The sequence below is a fragment of the Pedobacter folensis genome, assembly GCF_056490665.1.
Genome location: NZ_JBWJIF010000003.1, coordinates 721363 through 738606 on the forward strand (window position 1 = coordinate 721363; position 17244 = coordinate 738606).

The window sequence follows — 17244 nt, forward strand, 5'->3', positions numbered from 1 at the left end:
TCTTTAAAGATTAGCACTTAATCCCTTTCATATTCATACTTTTGCCCAAAATTAGATAAATGGAACTACTACAGCAGCTCATAGATTTTATTCTTCATATAGACGTACATTTAGCTGAAATTGTTAACGAATATCGTACCTGGACTTACCTCATTTTATTCCTGATCATTTTTGCCGAAACGGGGTTTGTGGTTACACCTTTCCTGCCTGGCGATTCATTACTTTTTGCAATGGGTGCTTTAATTGCGGGCGAACATGAAACAGGTTTAAATATCTGGATTATGCTCATTATATTAATTGTGGCTGCAATTTTAGGCAATACCCTTAATTATAAACTCGGGAGTTTTTTAGGTGCAGGTGTATTTAAAGAAAAGAACAAGATTCTAAAGCTTAAATATTATCATCAATCTCACGAATTTTTTGAAAAACATGGTGGTAAGGCCATTATGTTAAGCAGGTTTCTCCCAATTTTCAGAACCATTGCACCATTTGTAGCGGGAATAGCCAAAATGCCTTTCGGTCGTTTTACCTATTATAACATTGTTGGCGGAGTAGCCTGGATATTTGCATTATTGTTAGGGGGCTATCTATTAGGGCAAATCCCGGTAATTAAAAATAACTTCGAACTGGTTATTATTTTTATTGCTGTGGTAACTTTTGTTCCTGCCATCTGGGCAGCCATCAGAAGCCGTTTACAACCTAAAAAGATTGAAGCAATGATTGAAGGAGAGGATCCAAAGGCATAATTAAAGTTCCCTGCCAATGAGGGAACCATTTTGATATTTCCTTTCTACCTCTTCATTTTCCTTATTCTCTTCGGGTAATAATGATGTTTTAATCAGGTTTTTAAGCACCGGCTGACCTGCGTCAACCCAGGCAGAATACCAGAATGAACCCGTTTTTAATATGGCAGCACGCATTTGCTTTTCTACCATGTTATTCATTTTGGTATGGTAAGCTTTTGAATAACCTGTAGCGTATTGTTTCAATACGGTATGATTACGTTCAGAAAAGCTATACTTTTTGTCGGAAGGAAATGATGCGCTCAGTTCAGCTTCGAAAGTTAATACCGTATCAACTAAACTATGCGTGTGTTTAAGTATTTTCCAGATTTCTTGCAATGGGTTTTCAATATAATCCGCCTGGCCAACAACAAAATTGTAATGGCTTGAATATAATTCGGGTAAACGGCTTTCCCAAAAAGCGTGGATGCCAACCTGGTTGGTAAGTTGCCCGTTATGGTTGGCTGTAGTATGTAAAGGAACATGTGCATCGCCAATGTAATGGCCCAGATCTGCAGAATATTTTAAAATCTTCACCGAATCACGCATTTTAAAGGCTTTAACTAAAGCATAATAACTACGCTGTACCTGCCAGGGAATAATGCCATCGGTATTCAGTTTTTTCAGGCCATATTTAGCCAAGGCATCATCCCATTTTTCGGGAATGCTATCGATATTTTTCTCGTAATTTTCCACATCAAGGTAATGCCGTGGTGCTTCTAGGGTATCAGCATACCTGCGTTTATCGGGATCAACCGCATGTTCGGTAATGTATTTGATATTCTTTTTATAAAAACCGATCATGTCAGAAGGCAAAGTGAAAACAGCAAGGTTGTTTATCCTTTGATGTGCAAAGAAACCCCAGGAGGTACAAAGAAATATAGGGATGATTAACGCGGTTAAAATCGTTAATCTTTTCATATATTGAAGATATACAATTTTCTTGGTAACGCTAAGGGTTTCAAAGCAAACTATTATGCATTTTCCATTTTTTTCATATCCAGCTTTTTCATCTGCATAACCACCTCCATTACTCTTTTTGCTCTTTCGGGCACTGCCATAAGTTCGCCGATGTTTGATGGAACAATTTGCCATGAAAGTCCGAATTTATCCTTTAGCCATCCGCAAACACTCTCTGTACCGCCATCATTTATGAAAGTATCCCAGTAGTAGTCTATTTCGTCCTGATTATCGCAGTTTACCATAAGAGAAATCGCTTCATCGAATTTAAACTGCGGACCGCCATTAAGGCCCATAAATTTATTTCCATTTAATTCGAAAGTAACAACCATGGGCGTAACCTGCGTAATTTTAGAATCTTTAAAAACTGAACAATAGTATTTTGCTGCTGCTTCGGCTTGTCCGTCAAACCAAAGACATGTTACAAGTGGTTTTGCCATTTTATATATTTTTTTGTTACTACAAGTTAGGCAAGATTTTTAGACGGTGTAAGGTTTAAAAGTGACGATTTAAGGGGGCGATTTCGACAATAATTTGCGCTTATATTCCCAAGATTTATGCTCCGAATTGCGCTAAATGATGATCCAGGTGTTTGTAAAACATGTTGTTCCACTCTGTTTTGCCTAATGCGCCAAATGAATGTGATTCTTTGCCGTCGAAATAATCTTCGCCAAGCTGCTGGGTTTGATTGATGTAATCGATTAAACGGGTCTTTTCTTTTTCGAAATCTCTTTCACCTTTAATGATAAACTGTGGTGCCGTCTGGTTATTTTTAGGATAAGGTTTCTCGTTTACCACTTTGCTTTTAACTAATTTTTTCAGGATAAACTTCATTATTGGGCCTGGTTTTGGATGAGTGTCATCATAAACCATTTCGTAAGTTACATTACAATGTGCCAGCATTTGTGCAACATTCATTTTGCCCCAAAGTTGAGTGGTAGCTGGAGTAAGCTGGTTAATTCTGTCAATAATTTCGCTAGTTACCGCGGGTTGGAAAATGTTCTTCATGGTTTGTTTTGTATCTGCTCGTGTGTAATTTTACTTTACTAAATATAAGAATGTATTTCTATTGGGTACAGAAAATTTTGCGAAAGGGCTGAGGCAACGCGTTTACCACCCCTTGCCACTCCTAAAATAGGAGGGGAGTAGGAAGTGCTGAGGCAAAGGTTAGTTCCTGTTGTTGGCGTTTGTAGTTTGAATCCTTTGGCTATACATTTTAATAGATGAAATAACTCTACTCTTTATTATAAGGATGTGCTGGTTAGGTGTTAGTATGAAGCTTTTGCTGCGTATAATCTTAGTAGATAAATCAACTCCCCTCCTTATTTTCAAGGAGGGGTTGGGGGTGGTTATTTGTTGGATTGTATAGACATAAAATTAAATCGCTAATTTTACGGCAAAATTAGCCCATGGAATTATCTTGCCCGGTATCAGCAGAAAGAGTAAATGAAAATGTAGTGCGGATTATTGCCTTTATGGTTGCAGTAATTGCAATTGCTTGTGTTGTGTTTTCAAATTATTGGGCAATTGTTTTTCTGATATTTGATTTTGCTTCAAGGGCATTTACATCGGGCAAATTGAGTTTGTTGAAATTTATCGCCGTTAAAATAGCCAATGCATTTTCACTTTCGCCGAAAATGAAAGACCTGGCCCCAAAAAAGTTCGCGGCAACCTTAGGCTTTGGATTCTGCCTTTTGATTACCGCGGTATTTCTATTTGATTATTATAATGCAGCGTTGATTTTTACTTCGATCATGACCATTTTCGCTTTGTTAGAAAGTTTATTTGCCATCTGTGTAGGTTGTTATATCTATTCTTTTTTACAGGTTTTCGCAAAAAAGAACAACGCTTAGTTTATTGCTTTAAAGCTTCGCGTACTTTGGGTGCAATCTTGCTTCCAAATAACTCAATTGATTTCATCAAAGCTGCATGAGATGGACCACCTACATCCATGTGTGCAGAGAAACGCGTTAAACCAAAGGTTTCTTCCATAGCTAAAATCTTCTCCACCGATTCGTTTACATCGCCAATAATTAACGCACCGCTATTGCCTCTGCCAGCATCGAACTGATTTCGTTGATAAGGTGCCCAGCCGCGCGATTTGCCGATCCTGTTCATCTGTGCCGAATAAAGCGGGTAATAGTAATCGGCAACTTCACTGCTGTTTTCGCCAAATAAAGAATGCATGTGAACGCCAACTTCAAATTTATCCATATCATGTCCGTAAGCCTGGTAAACTTTTTTATAGTAATCGAAAAGGGGCTTAAACTGTATGGGTTGACCGCCAATAATGGCAAACATTACGGGCAAACCTAATCTGCCAGCACGTTCTACTGATTCTGGTGTTCCACCAACGGCTACCCATATTTTTAAATTGTCGTTTACAGCTCTTGGTAATACTTCCTGGTTATTCAATTCTGGCCTGAATTTGCCTTTCCAGGTGATTTTAGGTGCTGCATTTATTTTAAGGAGTAAATCTAACTTCTCTTCGTAAAGCTCGTCGTAATCTTGGAGGTTGTAGCCGAATAGGGGAAACGACTCAATAAAACTTCCCCGGCCAGCCATTAATTCGGCCCTGCCATTCGAAATTAAATCTATTGTGGCAAAATTTTGATACAATTTAACCGGATCAGAAGAACTTAAAACCGAAACAGCACTGCTAAGTTTGATGTTTTTGGTTACGGTGGCTGCAGCAGCCAATATAATTTCAGGGCTCGATACAGCATAGTCAGGGCGATGGTGTTCGCCAATGCCATAAAAATCTAAACCAACTTCGTCCATTAGTTTTATTTCTGCTATAATTTCCTGAAGTCTTTGCTGAGCGGGTTGAATTTCTCCCTTTGCATTAATCTGCAAATCGCCAAACATACCGATACCTAATTCCATATTGTTAAAATAATTTTAACAAAGTTAATGGATAAGGGGGGAGTAGTTTTTGATGTATGGTAAGAAAAGGAATAGATATTATGTTTTATAGGTTATTTTATAGCATTTTGATAGGTCTTAATGAATTCTAGAGCCGTATTTGAATCGTAAGATATACTAGTTCCTCCATATTTAAAATACTCCTCAATGAATTCTGTTTTCTGTGTCATTGATGCTAAAAAATGCTGGAAATAAAATAATGGAAGAGAAACAGGAAGTTTGTTGTATTTCATTTTTTTTGTAAACTCATTAACAAATGAAAGATAGTCGGTTCCGTGAATTTTCAGATTGTCCTCTAATTCTTTAGCATTGTTTATGTTGAAAAATTTAAACTTACTTATAATATTACTTAATTCCTTATCGTCATAAATTTGTGCTCCAGTGTTTTTAATTATAATTTCTTTTGATTTAATAAGAGTTTCATTAGTGGATAATATTGAATTCATAGAGGCTTGATTCAATTCAACATTTTCTGGCTCTTCCTCAATTAGTTTTGGTACATTCTTTTCATATTCAGACAACTCTTTCCTGAGTCTATCAAAACCTTTATCCGCAGTTTCCAATAATGCTGCAAGTCGATTGAAATCTCTCTTATATTCATCAGGAATTGATGATTTACCTTTGTAACCAAGATCATGTTCTATTTCAGCCCATGCATGTTGCAAAATTGAGCGGATTTGAATTTCACACTTTAGTTCTTTATATGAGGAATATTCACTTAAAGTACTTCTACTGTCATTTAGTGAGCATACAATGTGTAAAGATTTATACCCAAATTGGTCTGTTTTCAGAATCCTTTTATCAATCGAGTTTGATTCATCGCTTTTAAATTCCTTCTTTATAAGTTCGGATACTAAATCGACTTCGCTTTCCAAGTAGGTAATTATGCGAACCCCTACTAAATCAGTTATCTCATTCAATGAATTATATTTTCCTTGTTTCTTATCTATCTTTTTGGCTAAACTTTCGAAGTCTTTTGTTCGTGCACTTATTTGATGAAATATTATATTATTTTCACGTAGTAAATCTATTAAAAGATTGACAGCTCTTTCTTTGAAATAGTTTAATGTCTTTTTTTTGGTTTTGAATTCCTCTAAAATTTTTTCTTTCATCAATATAATTTTTATTCAAATTTGGTTATTCTATCTTCTTACCTTTCATTGCCGTAGAAATCGCTGCATCCATTACACGCTCAGCAAAGGGACGCGTAAATTCGTTCAGTTCATCTGCTTTCTTTAGAATAGTATCTTTTTCCTGACTGGCTAAAGCTACTTTTAATGCCTCGATATGTGCCTCAGTATCCGAAATTTCGACTTCGGTTAAATGTTCTGCATGTTTTTCGATAAAACGCTCGGCGGTGTAAAGCAATTGCTCTCCTTCGCTTCTCGCTTCAATAAGCATACGTTGTTCTACATCACTTTTAGCATGTTCTATACTATCCAGGAGCATTTTCTCCACGGTATCGTCACTTAAGCCATAACTTGGTGTAATTTCGATCTCCTGTTTAACGCCAGAGCGCAATTCTATCGCCTGAACGGTTAAAATTCCGTCGGCATTCAATAAAAAATTAATGTCTACTTTCGGCAAACCGGCAGGCATTGCAGGAATTCCCTTTAAGTCGAACTCGGCCAATTTTCTATTTTCTTTCACTAAATCGCGCTCGCCCTGATAAACAGAAATTTTCATATTTACCTGTCCATCAATAGAAGTGGTGTACTGGCGACCCGCTTTAGTTGGTACTTTGCTGTTGCGGGCAATAATTACATCCATCAGGCCACCCATGGTTTCAATCCCCAAAGAAAGCGGGGTTACATCTAATAACAAGATATCAGAACGGTTTCCGGCTAAAACATCAGCCTGAATGGCTGCACCAAGTGCTACGACTTCATCAGGATTGATATTATCCTGTGGTTTTTTACCGAAGAAATTTTCTACAGCCTGTTTTACATAAGGCGTACGGGTAGAACCACCCACTAAAATTACTTCATCAATATCACTGGCTGATAAATCGGCATCATTTAATGCATTTTTACAAGCAGTGATGGTTTCTTCAACCTTTGCTGCAATTAATTGCTCAAAGGTTTGTTTATCCAATGTGCACCAGATTTCGCCAACCTGTTCGTTATATAAATTTTGGGTAGATAATGCTTTTTTAGCAGCCTCAGCTTGTAGGCGTAAGGTTTGCATCAAAATATTGTCTTGGGCAACTACGGCTAAATCAAGGTTGTTTTTCTCCAGCCAGTAATTTAAAATGGCCCGGTCAAAGTCATCGCCACCTAAATAGGTATTACCGTTGGTCGCCAACACTTCAAAAATTCCGTTTTGGATCTGTAAAATAGAAACATCAAATGTTCCACCGCCTAAATCGTAAACTGCAATTGTTTTTTGTTGTGTTGGATCTAAACCAATTCCGTATGCCAAACTTGCTGCAGTAGGTTCGTTTACAATACGCATCACGTCTAAGCCAGCCAGTTTTCCGGCATCTCTTGTGGCCTGGCGCTGGCTATCGTTAAAATATGCCGGAACAGTGATTACCGCTCTGTTAACCGGAGTTTTTAAAGCGTGTTCTGCTCTTGCTTTAAGCTCTTTCAAAATTTCTCCCGATAATTCGATGGGCGTATAAAAGCGGTCGCCGGCATGGATTTTCACCAAAGCATCGCTATCGTCGTCTATAATTTTGTAAGAGAAAATATCTTTATGTTCGGCTACATCTTTATAAGATCGGCCCAGTAATCTTTTTACCGAAAAAATGGTGTTTGAAGGATCGGTGGTTAAAAATTCTTTCGCCTCATTCCCCACAATGGCTTCGTTCTGGTTATTAAAATAAACCACTGATGGTACCAATATTCCTTTACCTGCATCGTTAATTACCTGCGGATTTTTATCGGGATTGATAAAAGCCACCAAACTATTGGTTGTACCTAAATCTATTCCAACTATAATTTCTTCCTTCTGAAACGAACCTGTAGCAAGGTTAATCGATATTTTTGCCATGGGCACAAAAGTAAGCAAATGTTGTACTAAAATTGTTGAAATGTTGTAAAGTTGAAATGTTAAATAGATTAAATTTGATTTCTTTCAAATACGGTTAGTATTAGGAAATGAACACTCCGGTAATTCTTTGGTTGCAGCAGCCCTGCTGTCCCTCCCGCCGATTGAAGGATCGGCTCCGTACCATCAGGTTTATTTAACAAGGGTGCTGTGACCTCAGCGAAATTCGTCACAGATAAAATTTACTCCCGAATCTATACTAATGTTATGTTCAATATAAAAAGGTGCATATAATCTCCAGTAAATTCCGCAGAAAAGCGCTGATTTGTCATTGTATGCTGCGTTAATCTGTGTGATCAGCGGGAAATGAATAGCCACTATAAAATTAACTTATCACTAGTGGTCTGTGAGACACAGACCACGGAATCAGAATCTATACTAATTCTTCTTTAAGCCACTATACTTCGGACTTCTGCCTCCCGACTTCGGACTCTGGACTAAAGACTCCGGACTACTTTTTATTCTTCTCTTCGATCCACAAACTCATGTATTTGGTGCTCTGTACCGTGTGATGATTTAGGATTTGTCCGAAAAAGTTATTTTGTCGGTGTGTAATTAAATTTGAAGCCAATCTTTCAACTTCTTTAATAAATGGATCGGCAAAATATTTTGCTGAATACCTTTGGTTAATAATCTGTACGCCATTTTGCTGTGCCATTTGCCATGTATTTTTATCCTGATAGAGTTTTACAGCTTCTTCGATAAAAAGGTCCAGATCATCTTCGATGCTACCGTTCCAATCTAAATCTCCTTTCATGGCTTCTGCACCAACGGATGTGGTAACCGACGGCGTACCCACCTGCATGGCATCAATAAATTTACCTTTTACACCCGCGCCAAACTGAATAGGGGCAAGTAATATTCGATGTTTAGCAATGGTATCTTTGGCATCTAGAGCCCTTCCCTTAATTAAAAACTTTTCGTTTTTGTTATCCAACTGCAACACTTTTTGCGATGCATAAGATCCATATATATTTAAATTAACATTTGGAAGCCTTTTTCTGAGCGTAGGCCAGATCCTGGTTTTTAAAACCTGTACGGTGTTCCAGTTGGGTTCGTGAAGGAAATTGCCAATGAAAACAAAATCTGCCCGATCTTCAAAAGGGATCCATTTTTCGATCGCCTGCTGATTGATTTCGTTTTCAAGAAAAGGTAAATAATAAATCAGCGAGGGATCAATTTTGAACTGCGTTTTCAGGATATTCATTTCCACTTCCGAAATGATCAAAGATAAATCGCAGCGTAAAATGGAAGCAATTTCTCTCTTCGCCGTATCCGAGAATAAATCTAAAGCTTGTTTCTTCTTGTCGCTTTGCTGGCGGGCACTCCTCAGGCAATGTAAATCTTCAGTATCTAAAATTCTGAGGGCATTGGGGCATTCCTGCTGAACCCGCCAGCCGTATTGTTCTTCTACCATAAAACGGTCGAACAGGACTATTTCAGGGTTTAATCCTTTTAAAAAAGCATTGAAACTTTCGTCATTGAGTTTAATCTCTTGGGATACAACGCTGGTTCCAGTAAAATTATAACTGAAATCGCTTTTTGATGCTGCCGATGCAAATGTGATTTGATAACCTTTAGACAGAAATAAATCAATAAGCTGGACCATCCTTGTACCGGCTGCCGATGAAGTGGGCTCGGGCCAGACAAATCCAATAATCAATAATTTCTTAACACTTGTATTCATTTACCTGCAAAATAAGTGCTTTTTTTCGGCTCCCGCAGATAAATCTGATTTTCGCGAAGTGAAATGTAAAACCTGCATCATCTTTTAAATCTGCGGGAGATATTAAACGTATCTTAAATATTCCTAATTTTGCAGTTCAATTACAAGCACTACATGTTAGGATTAAAATTATTGACAGACCCACGTTGGGCAAATATTGCGGAATCGAATTTAGAAGAAATTTTATCTGACCATGCCTGGTGTGAACAAAAAGCGGCAACCAATGCCATTACGTTAATCACTCAAAATTCTGAACATCAGGATCTGGTAGATGAATTAACTGCGATTGCCATTGAAGAAATGCAACATTTCCAGATGGTTATTGAAATTATAAAAAAACGTGGTTATACCTTAAGCCGCGAGCGCAAAGATGATTATGTAGGCCGCTTGGTGAAATTCAGTAAAAAAGACGGAAGCCGCAATATGGCTTTTATTGACAGGTTATTGTTTGCGGCAATGATTGAAGCCAGAAGTTGTGAGCGTTTCAGGGTGCTTTCGTTAAATATAAAAGATCAGGAACTGGCTAAATTTTATCATGAGCTAATGGTTTCTGAAGCCGGACATTACACTACATTTTTAAATTTTGCCCGTAAATATAGTACCGATGTGGATGTAGATAAACGCTGGAAGGAATGGTTAGATTTTGAAGGAGAACTGATCCAGAGTTTCGGAACGAGAGAAGCGATACACGGATAACTCAGTTTGCAATTTTCAGTTTTTAATAACCAACTGAAAACATGATTAATTGCGTTGAAGATCTTTAGTGATCCAATTTTCTGATGAACCGCGCGACAAGCTTTTTTCTAAGTCCTTTTTATGGTAGTTGTATAACCAGAGCACAATATCCTGATAGCTGTTAATTCCTTTTTTCTGGTTGTTTAGTTTCAATAACCGATCAAAAGCTACGCTCATATATTTCGACATATCGGAATTATTTTTTAGCCAGAATTGGTTTTCGGTTTTAAAATCTGCTAACACTGTAGGAGCAATGCGCTCAAAAATCATTTGGTAATCGTTAGGCGATTTTATTCTGATTTCCCACAAAATACTGCGGAACATACAATAATAACCTGCATATTGGAAATTGATATCATCGCTTTTGATGGCCGTGATATAGCCTAATAAATTGGCTTCATCTTCTTTTGCAATACCTGTTTGGTGTGCAATTTCATGGCAAATGGTAAAAGGTAGAATAAATGGAGGTAGATTCATGTTAATGTTAGCCTCTCCACTTAATGGATTATAATAACCTTCAATGCCACTTTTTGCTACGTAACCGGCAAATAAACACGGTTTTACGCTGGTTATAGCATAGTTAAAAGCATTGTTCTGTTTAGCCTGGAGTTGATAGCTTAGCGCTGCTGTTTTAGATAAACCCGCAACCGAATATAACTTTGGTCTGCTGTTCATACTATCGATCTTAAGCTTTAAGTGCGTAATCCTGATGAGAAAGTATTTTCCTAACGTTACCAACTGGGCAGTGTTGTATTTTTCGTTGGCTATACCCAGTTTTGTTGCTATTGCTGGTCGCGAGTAGTTTAAGGCCCAGCTTAATTTGAAAACAAGATAAAGTACTAAAATAAGATTGAGGCATTTAATCCCAATCTGTTTTAAGCTGATTGCTTTTGCCAGATACTTTTTGAAGGTTTTGAAAAAATACCACAATAAATATGCAACCAACAGGATGTAGAGTATATCGCCAATGGCGAAGGGGAAAGGAGAACTTAAAAACCTTAGCAGTTTGGAAATTAACGGATAGAAGTTGTTGAAATAAATTTTTTCGGTTAAGTTTTCACTTAATCCTATCAGAAAAACTAAAAAAGCGGCTGTTGCAATGATAAACGTTTTAGAACGGACTAACTTTTTAAATGAGATCAAATCACTTGTAGATTATAAAAAACAATAATATGGCAAGCAATAGGAAGAGTAATATTTTTCTGAACCATCGCTGCTGTTCTGTTTTTCTAAGGTATCCATCTTTTTTTAATTCCCAAGAAAAAATAATTTCGATAAAAGTTATCGGCTCAAAGATAAAATCAAAAACGGAGTATGATTCTTTTGCTCTTTTTAATTCTTCTAATTTAACTTTTTGTTTGGACAGGTGTTTGGCCTGTTTGATTTTTGATTCATCAACTTGCCTTAAAATTAGCACTGATTGAGCTTCCTGTAAAGCTGTTTCATTCCATTCATCGGGAGTGCCTACAATTAACAGGAGTTCTTCCGTTGTTCTATCTTTGATAGGAGGGTAGAAAGTAATCATCTTTTAAGTAGTTTCAAATCCTCAATACTTTCGAAATGGTTCTGATTAAGAGTATCGAAGAATAAATTATGCGCCACAGCAGTAGCTGCAATAAATAAATCAGCCTTATCGATGCTTTTACGGAATTTTTTAAGCTTATTTTGAATATCTACAGATGCTAAAGCTGCAGCACTATCAAATGGAAATACAACCAAATTGGATAACATTGTTTTCCAGAATTCAATCTGTTCGCCTTTTGCTCCTGTATAAATTTCAAATTCTGTAATGCTGGAAATGCATAAGTTATCAGACTTTTGAGATAAAGTAAATAACCTTGTTTTTGATTTGTCCTTTTTACGGAATTAATCAATCAAAATAGAGGTGTCGACCATTATTATTTGGTCCGCCATTCATTTAATGATTTTCTTGTTTCTTCGATTTTTTGAATTTGACTTTCAGAGAAAACAGGACCATTTAGTAGAATATCCGAGAACTTAGCGCCATATTTTACTGTGGGTTCCTCCACTTTACTTGTAGGATTTATGCTTTTATTTTTGTCCTTTTCTTTCAAATAAGCAACAAAATCCGAAACCTCCTTCTTCATGTTTGAAGGGAGTGAGGAAATTTCCGAAAATAATTGTAAATCTGTCATCGCTAATTCATTGAGCTAAACAAATATAACAAATCTATCTTGCAAAAGTTAGGCGTTTTCCGATCTGATCGGTCGTGAATTTGCCATTTTGATAAGCTAAATTTCCTGATACGAAAGTATGGCTAATACTGGCCTGGAAGGTATCTCCATCAAAGGGGCTCCAGCCGCATTTATAGAAATTATTAAGTTTAGTTACTTTCCACGAATCTTTCAGGTTTACCAGTACTAAATCTGCCCAGTAGCCTTCACGGATGAAACCGCGTTTTTCGATATCAAAACAGATAGCCAGATTGTGCGCGGTTTTTTCGACAATTTTCTCCAGAGAGATTTTACCCTGCAAATGCATTTCCAGCAAAGCGGGTAATGCATGTTGTACTAACGGACCGCCAGATGGCGCTTGCGAATAAGGCTGCTGTTTTTCTGCCAGTGTATGTGGGGCATGATCTGTTGCAATCACATCGATATAATTTTCAAGAACACCTCTAAGTACGCCTTTTTGATCATCTTCCGTTTTTACTGCAGGGTTCCATTTGATGAAATTTCCTTTTGAAGCATAATCCTGGTCATTAAACCAAAGGTGATGTACGCAAGCCTCAGCCGTAATTTTTTTGTCTTTTAGTGGCGTAATGTTATCAAATAACGCAATTTCTTTTGCTGTAGAAATGTGGAGGATATGCAGACGCGTTTGATAAGTTTTTGCCAGTTCGACTGCTAGGGAAGATGATTTATAACAAGCCTCCGCGCTTCGGATTAAAGGATGCATCTCTATCGTTAAATCTTCACCGTATTTGGCTTTAAATTCGGCCAGATTATGGCGAATGGTGGCTTCATCTTCGCAATGGGTGGCCACCAATATTGGCGCTTTGCTAAAAATGTTTTCTAAAGTTTTTTCGTTATCCACCAGCATATTTCCGGTTGATGAACCCATAAAAACTTTAATGCCGCAAACATTTTTAGGATCGGTTTTTAAAACTTCTTCAATATTGTCGTTACTGGCGCCCATGTAAAAGGAGTAATTAGCCAATGAGGTTTGTGCAGCAATTTCGTATTTATCAGCTAATAAATCCTGTGTTAAAGTATTGGGCACGGTGTTGGGCATTTCCATAAAAGAGGTAATCCCACCAGCTACAGCGGCCATACTTTCGGTAAAAATATCGGCTTTATGGGTCAAACCGGGCTCACGAAAATGGACCTGGTCATCAATCATTCCTGGTAAAAGGTATTGTCCTTCTGCATTAATTTCTTGTGCATCAGGTGCAGACAGGTTTTGGCCGATTTTGGCTATCAATCCATCTTTTATCAATACATCGGCAACAATTTTTTGTCCTTCGTTTACAAGTGTAGCGGCTTTTATCAGGTAAGTATTCATGGTTTCAAAGGTAGTAATTTAGTGTTAAGTAGCTAGTATCAGGTATCAAGATTTTGATACTGTGGAAAGGGGAAATTGAATTTTTATGCTATGTTTTGGGTTAAATAAACCTGATAAAGTGGAAATACTTTTTGGTGCAGGTCTTCGACAAGCTCAGACTGACCATTGCAAAAAGATTGAAACGATAGCAGGGCTATCAGAACCGAAGAATTACTGAAATTGCTTTACTCCCAATTCTGATAAAACGAAGCTTCAATTCTGCATAGGATTGAAACCTTCTGCCTTACGCCTTCAAACCCTCAACCTTAATCACTATCTTTGTGCGCTATGGCAAAATCGTTCGAAGAATTTAAGTTAAACAGGCAAATTTTAAATGCAGTTGCCGATGCAGGTTATACCGTTGCCACACCGATACAGGAAAAAGCAATTTCGCCAGTATTATCTGGACAAGATATTTTTGGTATCGCCGAAACCGGTACCGGAAAAACCGCTGCTTTTGTTTTGCCCATTTTAATGCAGTTAAAATATGCTCAGGGCGACAATCCAAGAGCACTTATTTTATCTCCAACGCGCGAACTGGCGATGCAGATTGCAGAACAGGTAAAGTTATTTTCTACCTATACCGATTTACGTTCTTTGGTGATTTTCGGTGGAATTGGTCCGAAAACACAGAAAGAGCAAATTGCAAAAGGCGTTGATATTTTAATTGCTACGCCCGGAAGATTCCTGGATTTATATTTGGCAGGTGATATTAATACGCAGAGCTTAAAATTTTTGGTGCTGGATGAAGCCGATAAAATGATGGATATGGGTTTTATTGGCTCAATTCACCGTATTTTGGAAATTGTTCCGCGTAAACGCCAGAATTTGTTGTTCTCGGCTACAATGAGCGACCTGGTGCAGAAAATTGCCGGCGATTTCTTAAATAATCCGCTTGTGATTGAGGCATCTGCGCAAGCAACCCCTGCAGCAAACGTAACGCAGGCTTTGTATTACGTTCCGAATTTCAAAACGAAAATTAACCTATTGCAGCATTTGCTGAAGAATGATGAGGCTTTTAACCGCCTGATTATTTTCTGTAAAACCAAAACGGTTGCAGATAACATTTACAGTTTTATTGAACGCAGATATGGTGCTGAGCATGTTCGTGTAATCCACGCGAATAAAGGGCAAAATACCAGGATTAACTCTATCAATAGTTTCAAGGAAGGTAATATCAGGGTTTTAGTGGCTACAGATGTGGCGAGTAGGGGCATTGATGTAAGTGATGTGAGTCATGTAATTAATTTTGATGTGCCGATCATTATCGAAGATTATGTACACCGTATCGGCCGTACGGGTAGGGCTTTTGCCAAAGGTGATGCGATTACCTTTGCCACTGATGCCGAAAAATATTATATCCGCAAGATTGAAAAATTAATCCGCCAATATATTCCTGTGGCCGAAATTCCTGAAGGTGTTTTCATTGATGAAACCCCTTACGAGGAACGTCAACATATTGCGAAGGAAATTGATATGCAGAAACGCAAGGATGATCCTGATTTTAAAGGAGCCTTCCATGAGAAAAAACATGCTGCGGCGATAGAGAAAAAGGTGCGGGAGAAAGCCAAAGCAAAAGCCGGCAAGCAGGTAAAGAGTTTTAAAAAAGGTAAAAAATTCGATAAGAAAAAGTAATGAAGCTGAGGATTACCCCTTTAAATATTGTTACATCACTCGCTGTGGCATTTCTGGTGGCTAGTATTTTTCAAAGCAAACCGGCTGGTCAGCATTTTGACCTGAGTGCTTTTTACAAATTCATTTTAGGGTGTTTAATTCTGGTTACGTTTATTACCGATTTAATTTTTCGATTCACTTTAAAAGATATTAAGCGTATTTGGATAATTGAGCTGATTTTCATCTTCATTGCCGCAGTACTGATGTTAATCCTGCAGAAGTTAACGTAATTAAACCGTAAAAATATCTGTACAATTCTTATCTGTTCAATCTACTCATCCGTGTAATCAAATTAAATAAGCATCTTTGCATCCGGAAAAATTAGTCGGCTTAAATGGGAGGAATCTGTTAAATCGATGAAATCAATATGAATATGAAAAAAGCAGAAATAAAAATAACTGTTGAGTTAGACGAAGGAAATAATCCCGATAATATACTTTGGGAAAGTACAGATGCTGGAAATGCTGATAAAGTGCCTGCAAAGGCGATGTTTTTATCAGTTTGGGACCATAATTATAAAAATACTTTAAAGATAGATCTTTGGACAAAAGATATGCCTGTTGATGAGATGAAACGTTTTTTCTACGAAACTTTGCAAACCATGGGCGATAGCTTTTTAAAAGCCACAAATGAAACTTTGATTGTTGAAGATTTACGCGATTATTGTGCCCACTTTGCTGATAAGATGGGGATTATTGAGGGACAGTAGTTTAGTCATTAGTCATTAGTCATTAGTCATTAGTCATTAGTCATTAGTCATTAGTCATTAGTCATTAGTCATTAGTCATTAGTCATTAGTCATTAAAAAATGCCAGACAAGTTAGCGATTAAACCATTACTTCCATTACAAACAATTAACCAATTTATCCAGTTAACCGATTAACCAAAAAGATGTTAGTATTAAATAAATTCAGGGCCTGGTTAGGCATTTTGTTATGCGTTATTGCAGGTTTCTGCCCGATATTAAAAGTGCCGATTAAAGGCAACTGGAACTTGTATCAATCTGATGCGCGTTTGTTTATGATTACTTATGCCATTATCGCCATTTCGGTATTGTTTCTGTTCATTAGAAAAGTAGGGGCATTTAGGTTTATGAGTTTTGTAATGGCTATTTGGTATGTTCTAGCGGTAGTTGCTGTTTATTTTACCGCAAATAATTATACTAAATATGGCTTCGCCAATAAACTTATCGGTAAAGTTGTTCATTTCCAATGGGGATGGATCGTACTTTTAGTTGGCGTAATATTGATGCTTTTTAGTGTTAAACGCGGAGAGAAGATTAGCGCTTAAGCCTTTTCGTGCAACTGAGAGGTGAGTTTTGAAACCTCGTATCCCTTTGCCTTACACCTGGCTACAATTTCATCATGGGTTTTCTTCGGTATAGTCTTATTACGGCTCATGATGAACAAAAATTTGTGATCGGGGTGTCCTACCACTACATAAGAGTAATCATCTGCCAGTTCAATGATCCAGTAATCAACCTTTATCGGCCAAATAAACTGTGCCTGTAACTCTCCTTTATCTCCCTCTTCCGATGGAAACATTTTAGAATTCCTGGAATAAACTTTATCATCGCCAGGTTTTTTATAGGTAGTTAAAACATTATAATAACCATCCTTATTCAAGGTGTATTTAGTAGTGGTTTCACGGCTCCCTTTATCAAATATGGTAGGAATAGAATATAAGGAGTACCAGGTTCCGGCGTATTTTTTTAAATCTAATTTAGCCACAGGAATATTTTTTTCCATTGGCAGGTGGGTTAAAAAAACAAACAGGAATAAGCAGACCGTTTTCATAATATCAGGAGTTTTGATATGATTTACGAAA

At 37.4% G+C, this 17244-nt stretch carries 18 protein-coding genes and 1 pseudogene; 6 read left to right on the plus strand and 13 right to left on the minus strand.

What is annotated here, in order from left to right:
- Nucleotides 1–59: 59 nt before the first annotated feature.
- Complete coding sequence (locus AC04QZ_RS17630; RefSeq protein WP_086545227.1) at nt 60–746, plus strand: DedA family protein; 687 nt, start codon at nt 60–62, stop codon at nt 744–746.
- Here the strand turns inward: AC04QZ_RS17630 and AC04QZ_RS17635 are convergent, their stop codons facing one another.
- The 3 genes from AC04QZ_RS17635 to AC04QZ_RS17645 form a co-directional block, all read right to left on the minus strand.
- Complete coding sequence (locus AC04QZ_RS17635) at nt 747–1703, minus strand: zinc dependent phospholipase C family protein (protein WP_478358833.1); 957 nt, start codon at nt 1701–1703, stop codon at nt 747–749.
- A gap of 53 nt (nt 1704–1756) precedes the next feature.
- Nucleotides 1757–2182 carry a VOC family protein gene (locus AC04QZ_RS17640; protein ID WP_478358834.1) on the minus strand — a complete coding sequence of 142 codons (426 nt, stop codon included), beginning with the start codon at nt 2180–2182 and terminating at the stop codon, nt 1757–1759.
- A gap of 115 nt (nt 2183–2297) precedes the next feature.
- Nucleotides 2298–2750 carry a DUF1569 domain-containing protein gene (locus AC04QZ_RS17645; RefSeq protein WP_478358835.1) on the minus strand — a complete coding sequence of 151 codons (453 nt, stop codon included), beginning with the start codon at nt 2748–2750 and terminating at the stop codon, nt 2298–2300.
- A 401-nt stretch (nt 2751–3151) separates the two neighbouring features.
- Between AC04QZ_RS17645 and AC04QZ_RS17650 the strand changes: the two genes are divergently transcribed.
- Nucleotides 3152–3595: a DUF4395 domain-containing protein gene (locus AC04QZ_RS17650; RefSeq protein WP_478358836.1), complete on the plus strand. Its 444-nt coding sequence runs from the start codon at nt 3152–3154 to the stop codon at nt 3593–3595.
- 1 nt (nt 3596) lies between these two features.
- Here the strand turns inward: AC04QZ_RS17650 and AC04QZ_RS17655 are convergent, their stop codons facing one another.
- From AC04QZ_RS17655 to AC04QZ_RS17670, 4 genes are all read right to left on the minus strand, one after another.
- Nucleotides 3597–4628: an LLM class flavin-dependent oxidoreductase gene (locus AC04QZ_RS17655; protein ID WP_478358837.1), complete on the minus strand. Its 1032-nt coding sequence runs from the start codon at nt 4626–4628 to the stop codon at nt 3597–3599.
- 92 nt (nt 4629–4720) lie between these two features.
- Nucleotides 4721–5779 carry a GTP pyrophosphokinase gene (locus AC04QZ_RS17660; RefSeq protein ID WP_478358838.1) on the minus strand — a complete coding sequence of 353 codons (1059 nt, stop codon included), beginning with the start codon at nt 5777–5779 and terminating at the stop codon, nt 4721–4723.
- 25 nt (nt 5780–5804) lie between these two features.
- Nucleotides 5805–7661 carry a molecular chaperone DnaK gene (dnaK, locus tag AC04QZ_RS17665; protein ID WP_478358839.1) on the minus strand — a complete coding sequence of 619 codons (1857 nt, stop codon included), beginning with the start codon at nt 7659–7661 and terminating at the stop codon, nt 5805–5807.
- A 508-nt stretch (nt 7662–8169) separates the two neighbouring features.
- A complete protein-coding gene (locus AC04QZ_RS17670) occupies nt 8170–9405 on the minus strand; it encodes a glycosyltransferase (RefSeq protein ID WP_478358840.1) in 1236 nt (411 codons plus the stop codon).
- Between the two features lie 153 nt (nt 9406–9558).
- Between AC04QZ_RS17670 and AC04QZ_RS17675 the strand changes: the two genes are divergently transcribed.
- The gene (locus AC04QZ_RS17675; protein WP_025143164.1) at nt 9559–10140 is read left to right on the plus strand and encodes a MiaE family protein; all 582 of its coding nucleotides are present in this window, start codon (nt 9559–9561) and stop codon (nt 10138–10140) included.
- A 45-nt stretch (nt 10141–10185) separates the two neighbouring features.
- On the opposite strand, the gene AC04QZ_RS17680 is transcribed toward AC04QZ_RS17675, so the two are convergent.
- The 5 genes and pseudogenes from AC04QZ_RS17680 to AC04QZ_RS17700 all read right to left on the minus strand — a co-directional run bounded on the left by AC04QZ_RS17680 (nt 10186) and on the right by AC04QZ_RS17700 (nt 13704).
- The gene (locus tag AC04QZ_RS17680) at nt 10186–11322 is read right to left on the minus strand and encodes a DUF3810 domain-containing protein (RefSeq protein ID WP_478358841.1); all 1137 of its coding nucleotides are present in this window, start codon (nt 11320–11322) and stop codon (nt 10186–10188) included.
- Nucleotide 11323: 1 nt separating this feature from the next.
- Complete coding sequence (locus AC04QZ_RS17685) at nt 11324–11704, minus strand: hypothetical protein (protein ID WP_478358842.1); 381 nt, start codon at nt 11702–11704, stop codon at nt 11324–11326.
- Nucleotides 11701–12021 (minus strand): annotated as a pseudogene (locus AC04QZ_RS17690) (type II toxin-antitoxin system VapC family toxin); the annotation flags it as partial. The pseudogene AC04QZ_RS17690 and the gene AC04QZ_RS17685, both read right to left, overlap by 4 nt.
- Nucleotides 12022–12077: 56 nt before the next feature.
- Nucleotides 12078–12287 (minus strand): hypothetical protein, encoded by a 210-nt coding sequence (locus AC04QZ_RS17695; RefSeq protein ID WP_478358843.1) that lies wholly within the window; start codon nt 12285–12287, stop codon nt 12078–12080.
- A gap of 82 nt (nt 12288–12369) precedes the next feature.
- Complete coding sequence (locus AC04QZ_RS17700; RefSeq protein WP_478358844.1) at nt 12370–13704, minus strand: dihydroorotase; 1335 nt, start codon at nt 13702–13704, stop codon at nt 12370–12372.
- A 327-nt stretch (nt 13705–14031) separates the two neighbouring features.
- Between AC04QZ_RS17700 and AC04QZ_RS17705 the strand changes: the two genes are divergently transcribed.
- The 3 genes from AC04QZ_RS17705 (at nt 14032) to AC04QZ_RS17715 (ending at nt 16707) form a co-directional block, all read left to right on the plus strand.
- Nucleotides 14032–15378, plus strand: a complete 1347-nt coding sequence (locus AC04QZ_RS17705; protein WP_478358845.1) for a DEAD/DEAH box helicase — start codon at nt 14032–14034, stop codon at nt 15376–15378.
- A 412-nt stretch (nt 15379–15790) separates the two neighbouring features.
- Nucleotides 15791–16126 (plus strand): gliding motility protein GldC, encoded by a 336-nt coding sequence (gene gldC / locus AC04QZ_RS17710; protein ID WP_057932380.1) that lies wholly within the window; start codon nt 15791–15793, stop codon nt 16124–16126.
- Nucleotides 16127–16308: 182 nt separating this feature from the next.
- A complete protein-coding gene (locus AC04QZ_RS17715) occupies nt 16309–16707 on the plus strand; it encodes a hypothetical protein (RefSeq protein ID WP_086545244.1) in 399 nt (132 codons plus the stop codon).
- Here the strand turns inward: AC04QZ_RS17715 and AC04QZ_RS17720 are convergent.
- Nucleotides 16704–17165, minus strand: coding sequence for a lipocalin family protein (locus AC04QZ_RS17720; protein ID WP_478358846.1), 462 nt, complete (start codon nt 17163–17165; stop codon nt 16704–16706). The two genes, AC04QZ_RS17715 and AC04QZ_RS17720, sit on opposite strands and share 4 nt — an antisense overlap.
- Between the last annotated feature and the right edge of the window lie 79 nt (nt 17166–17244).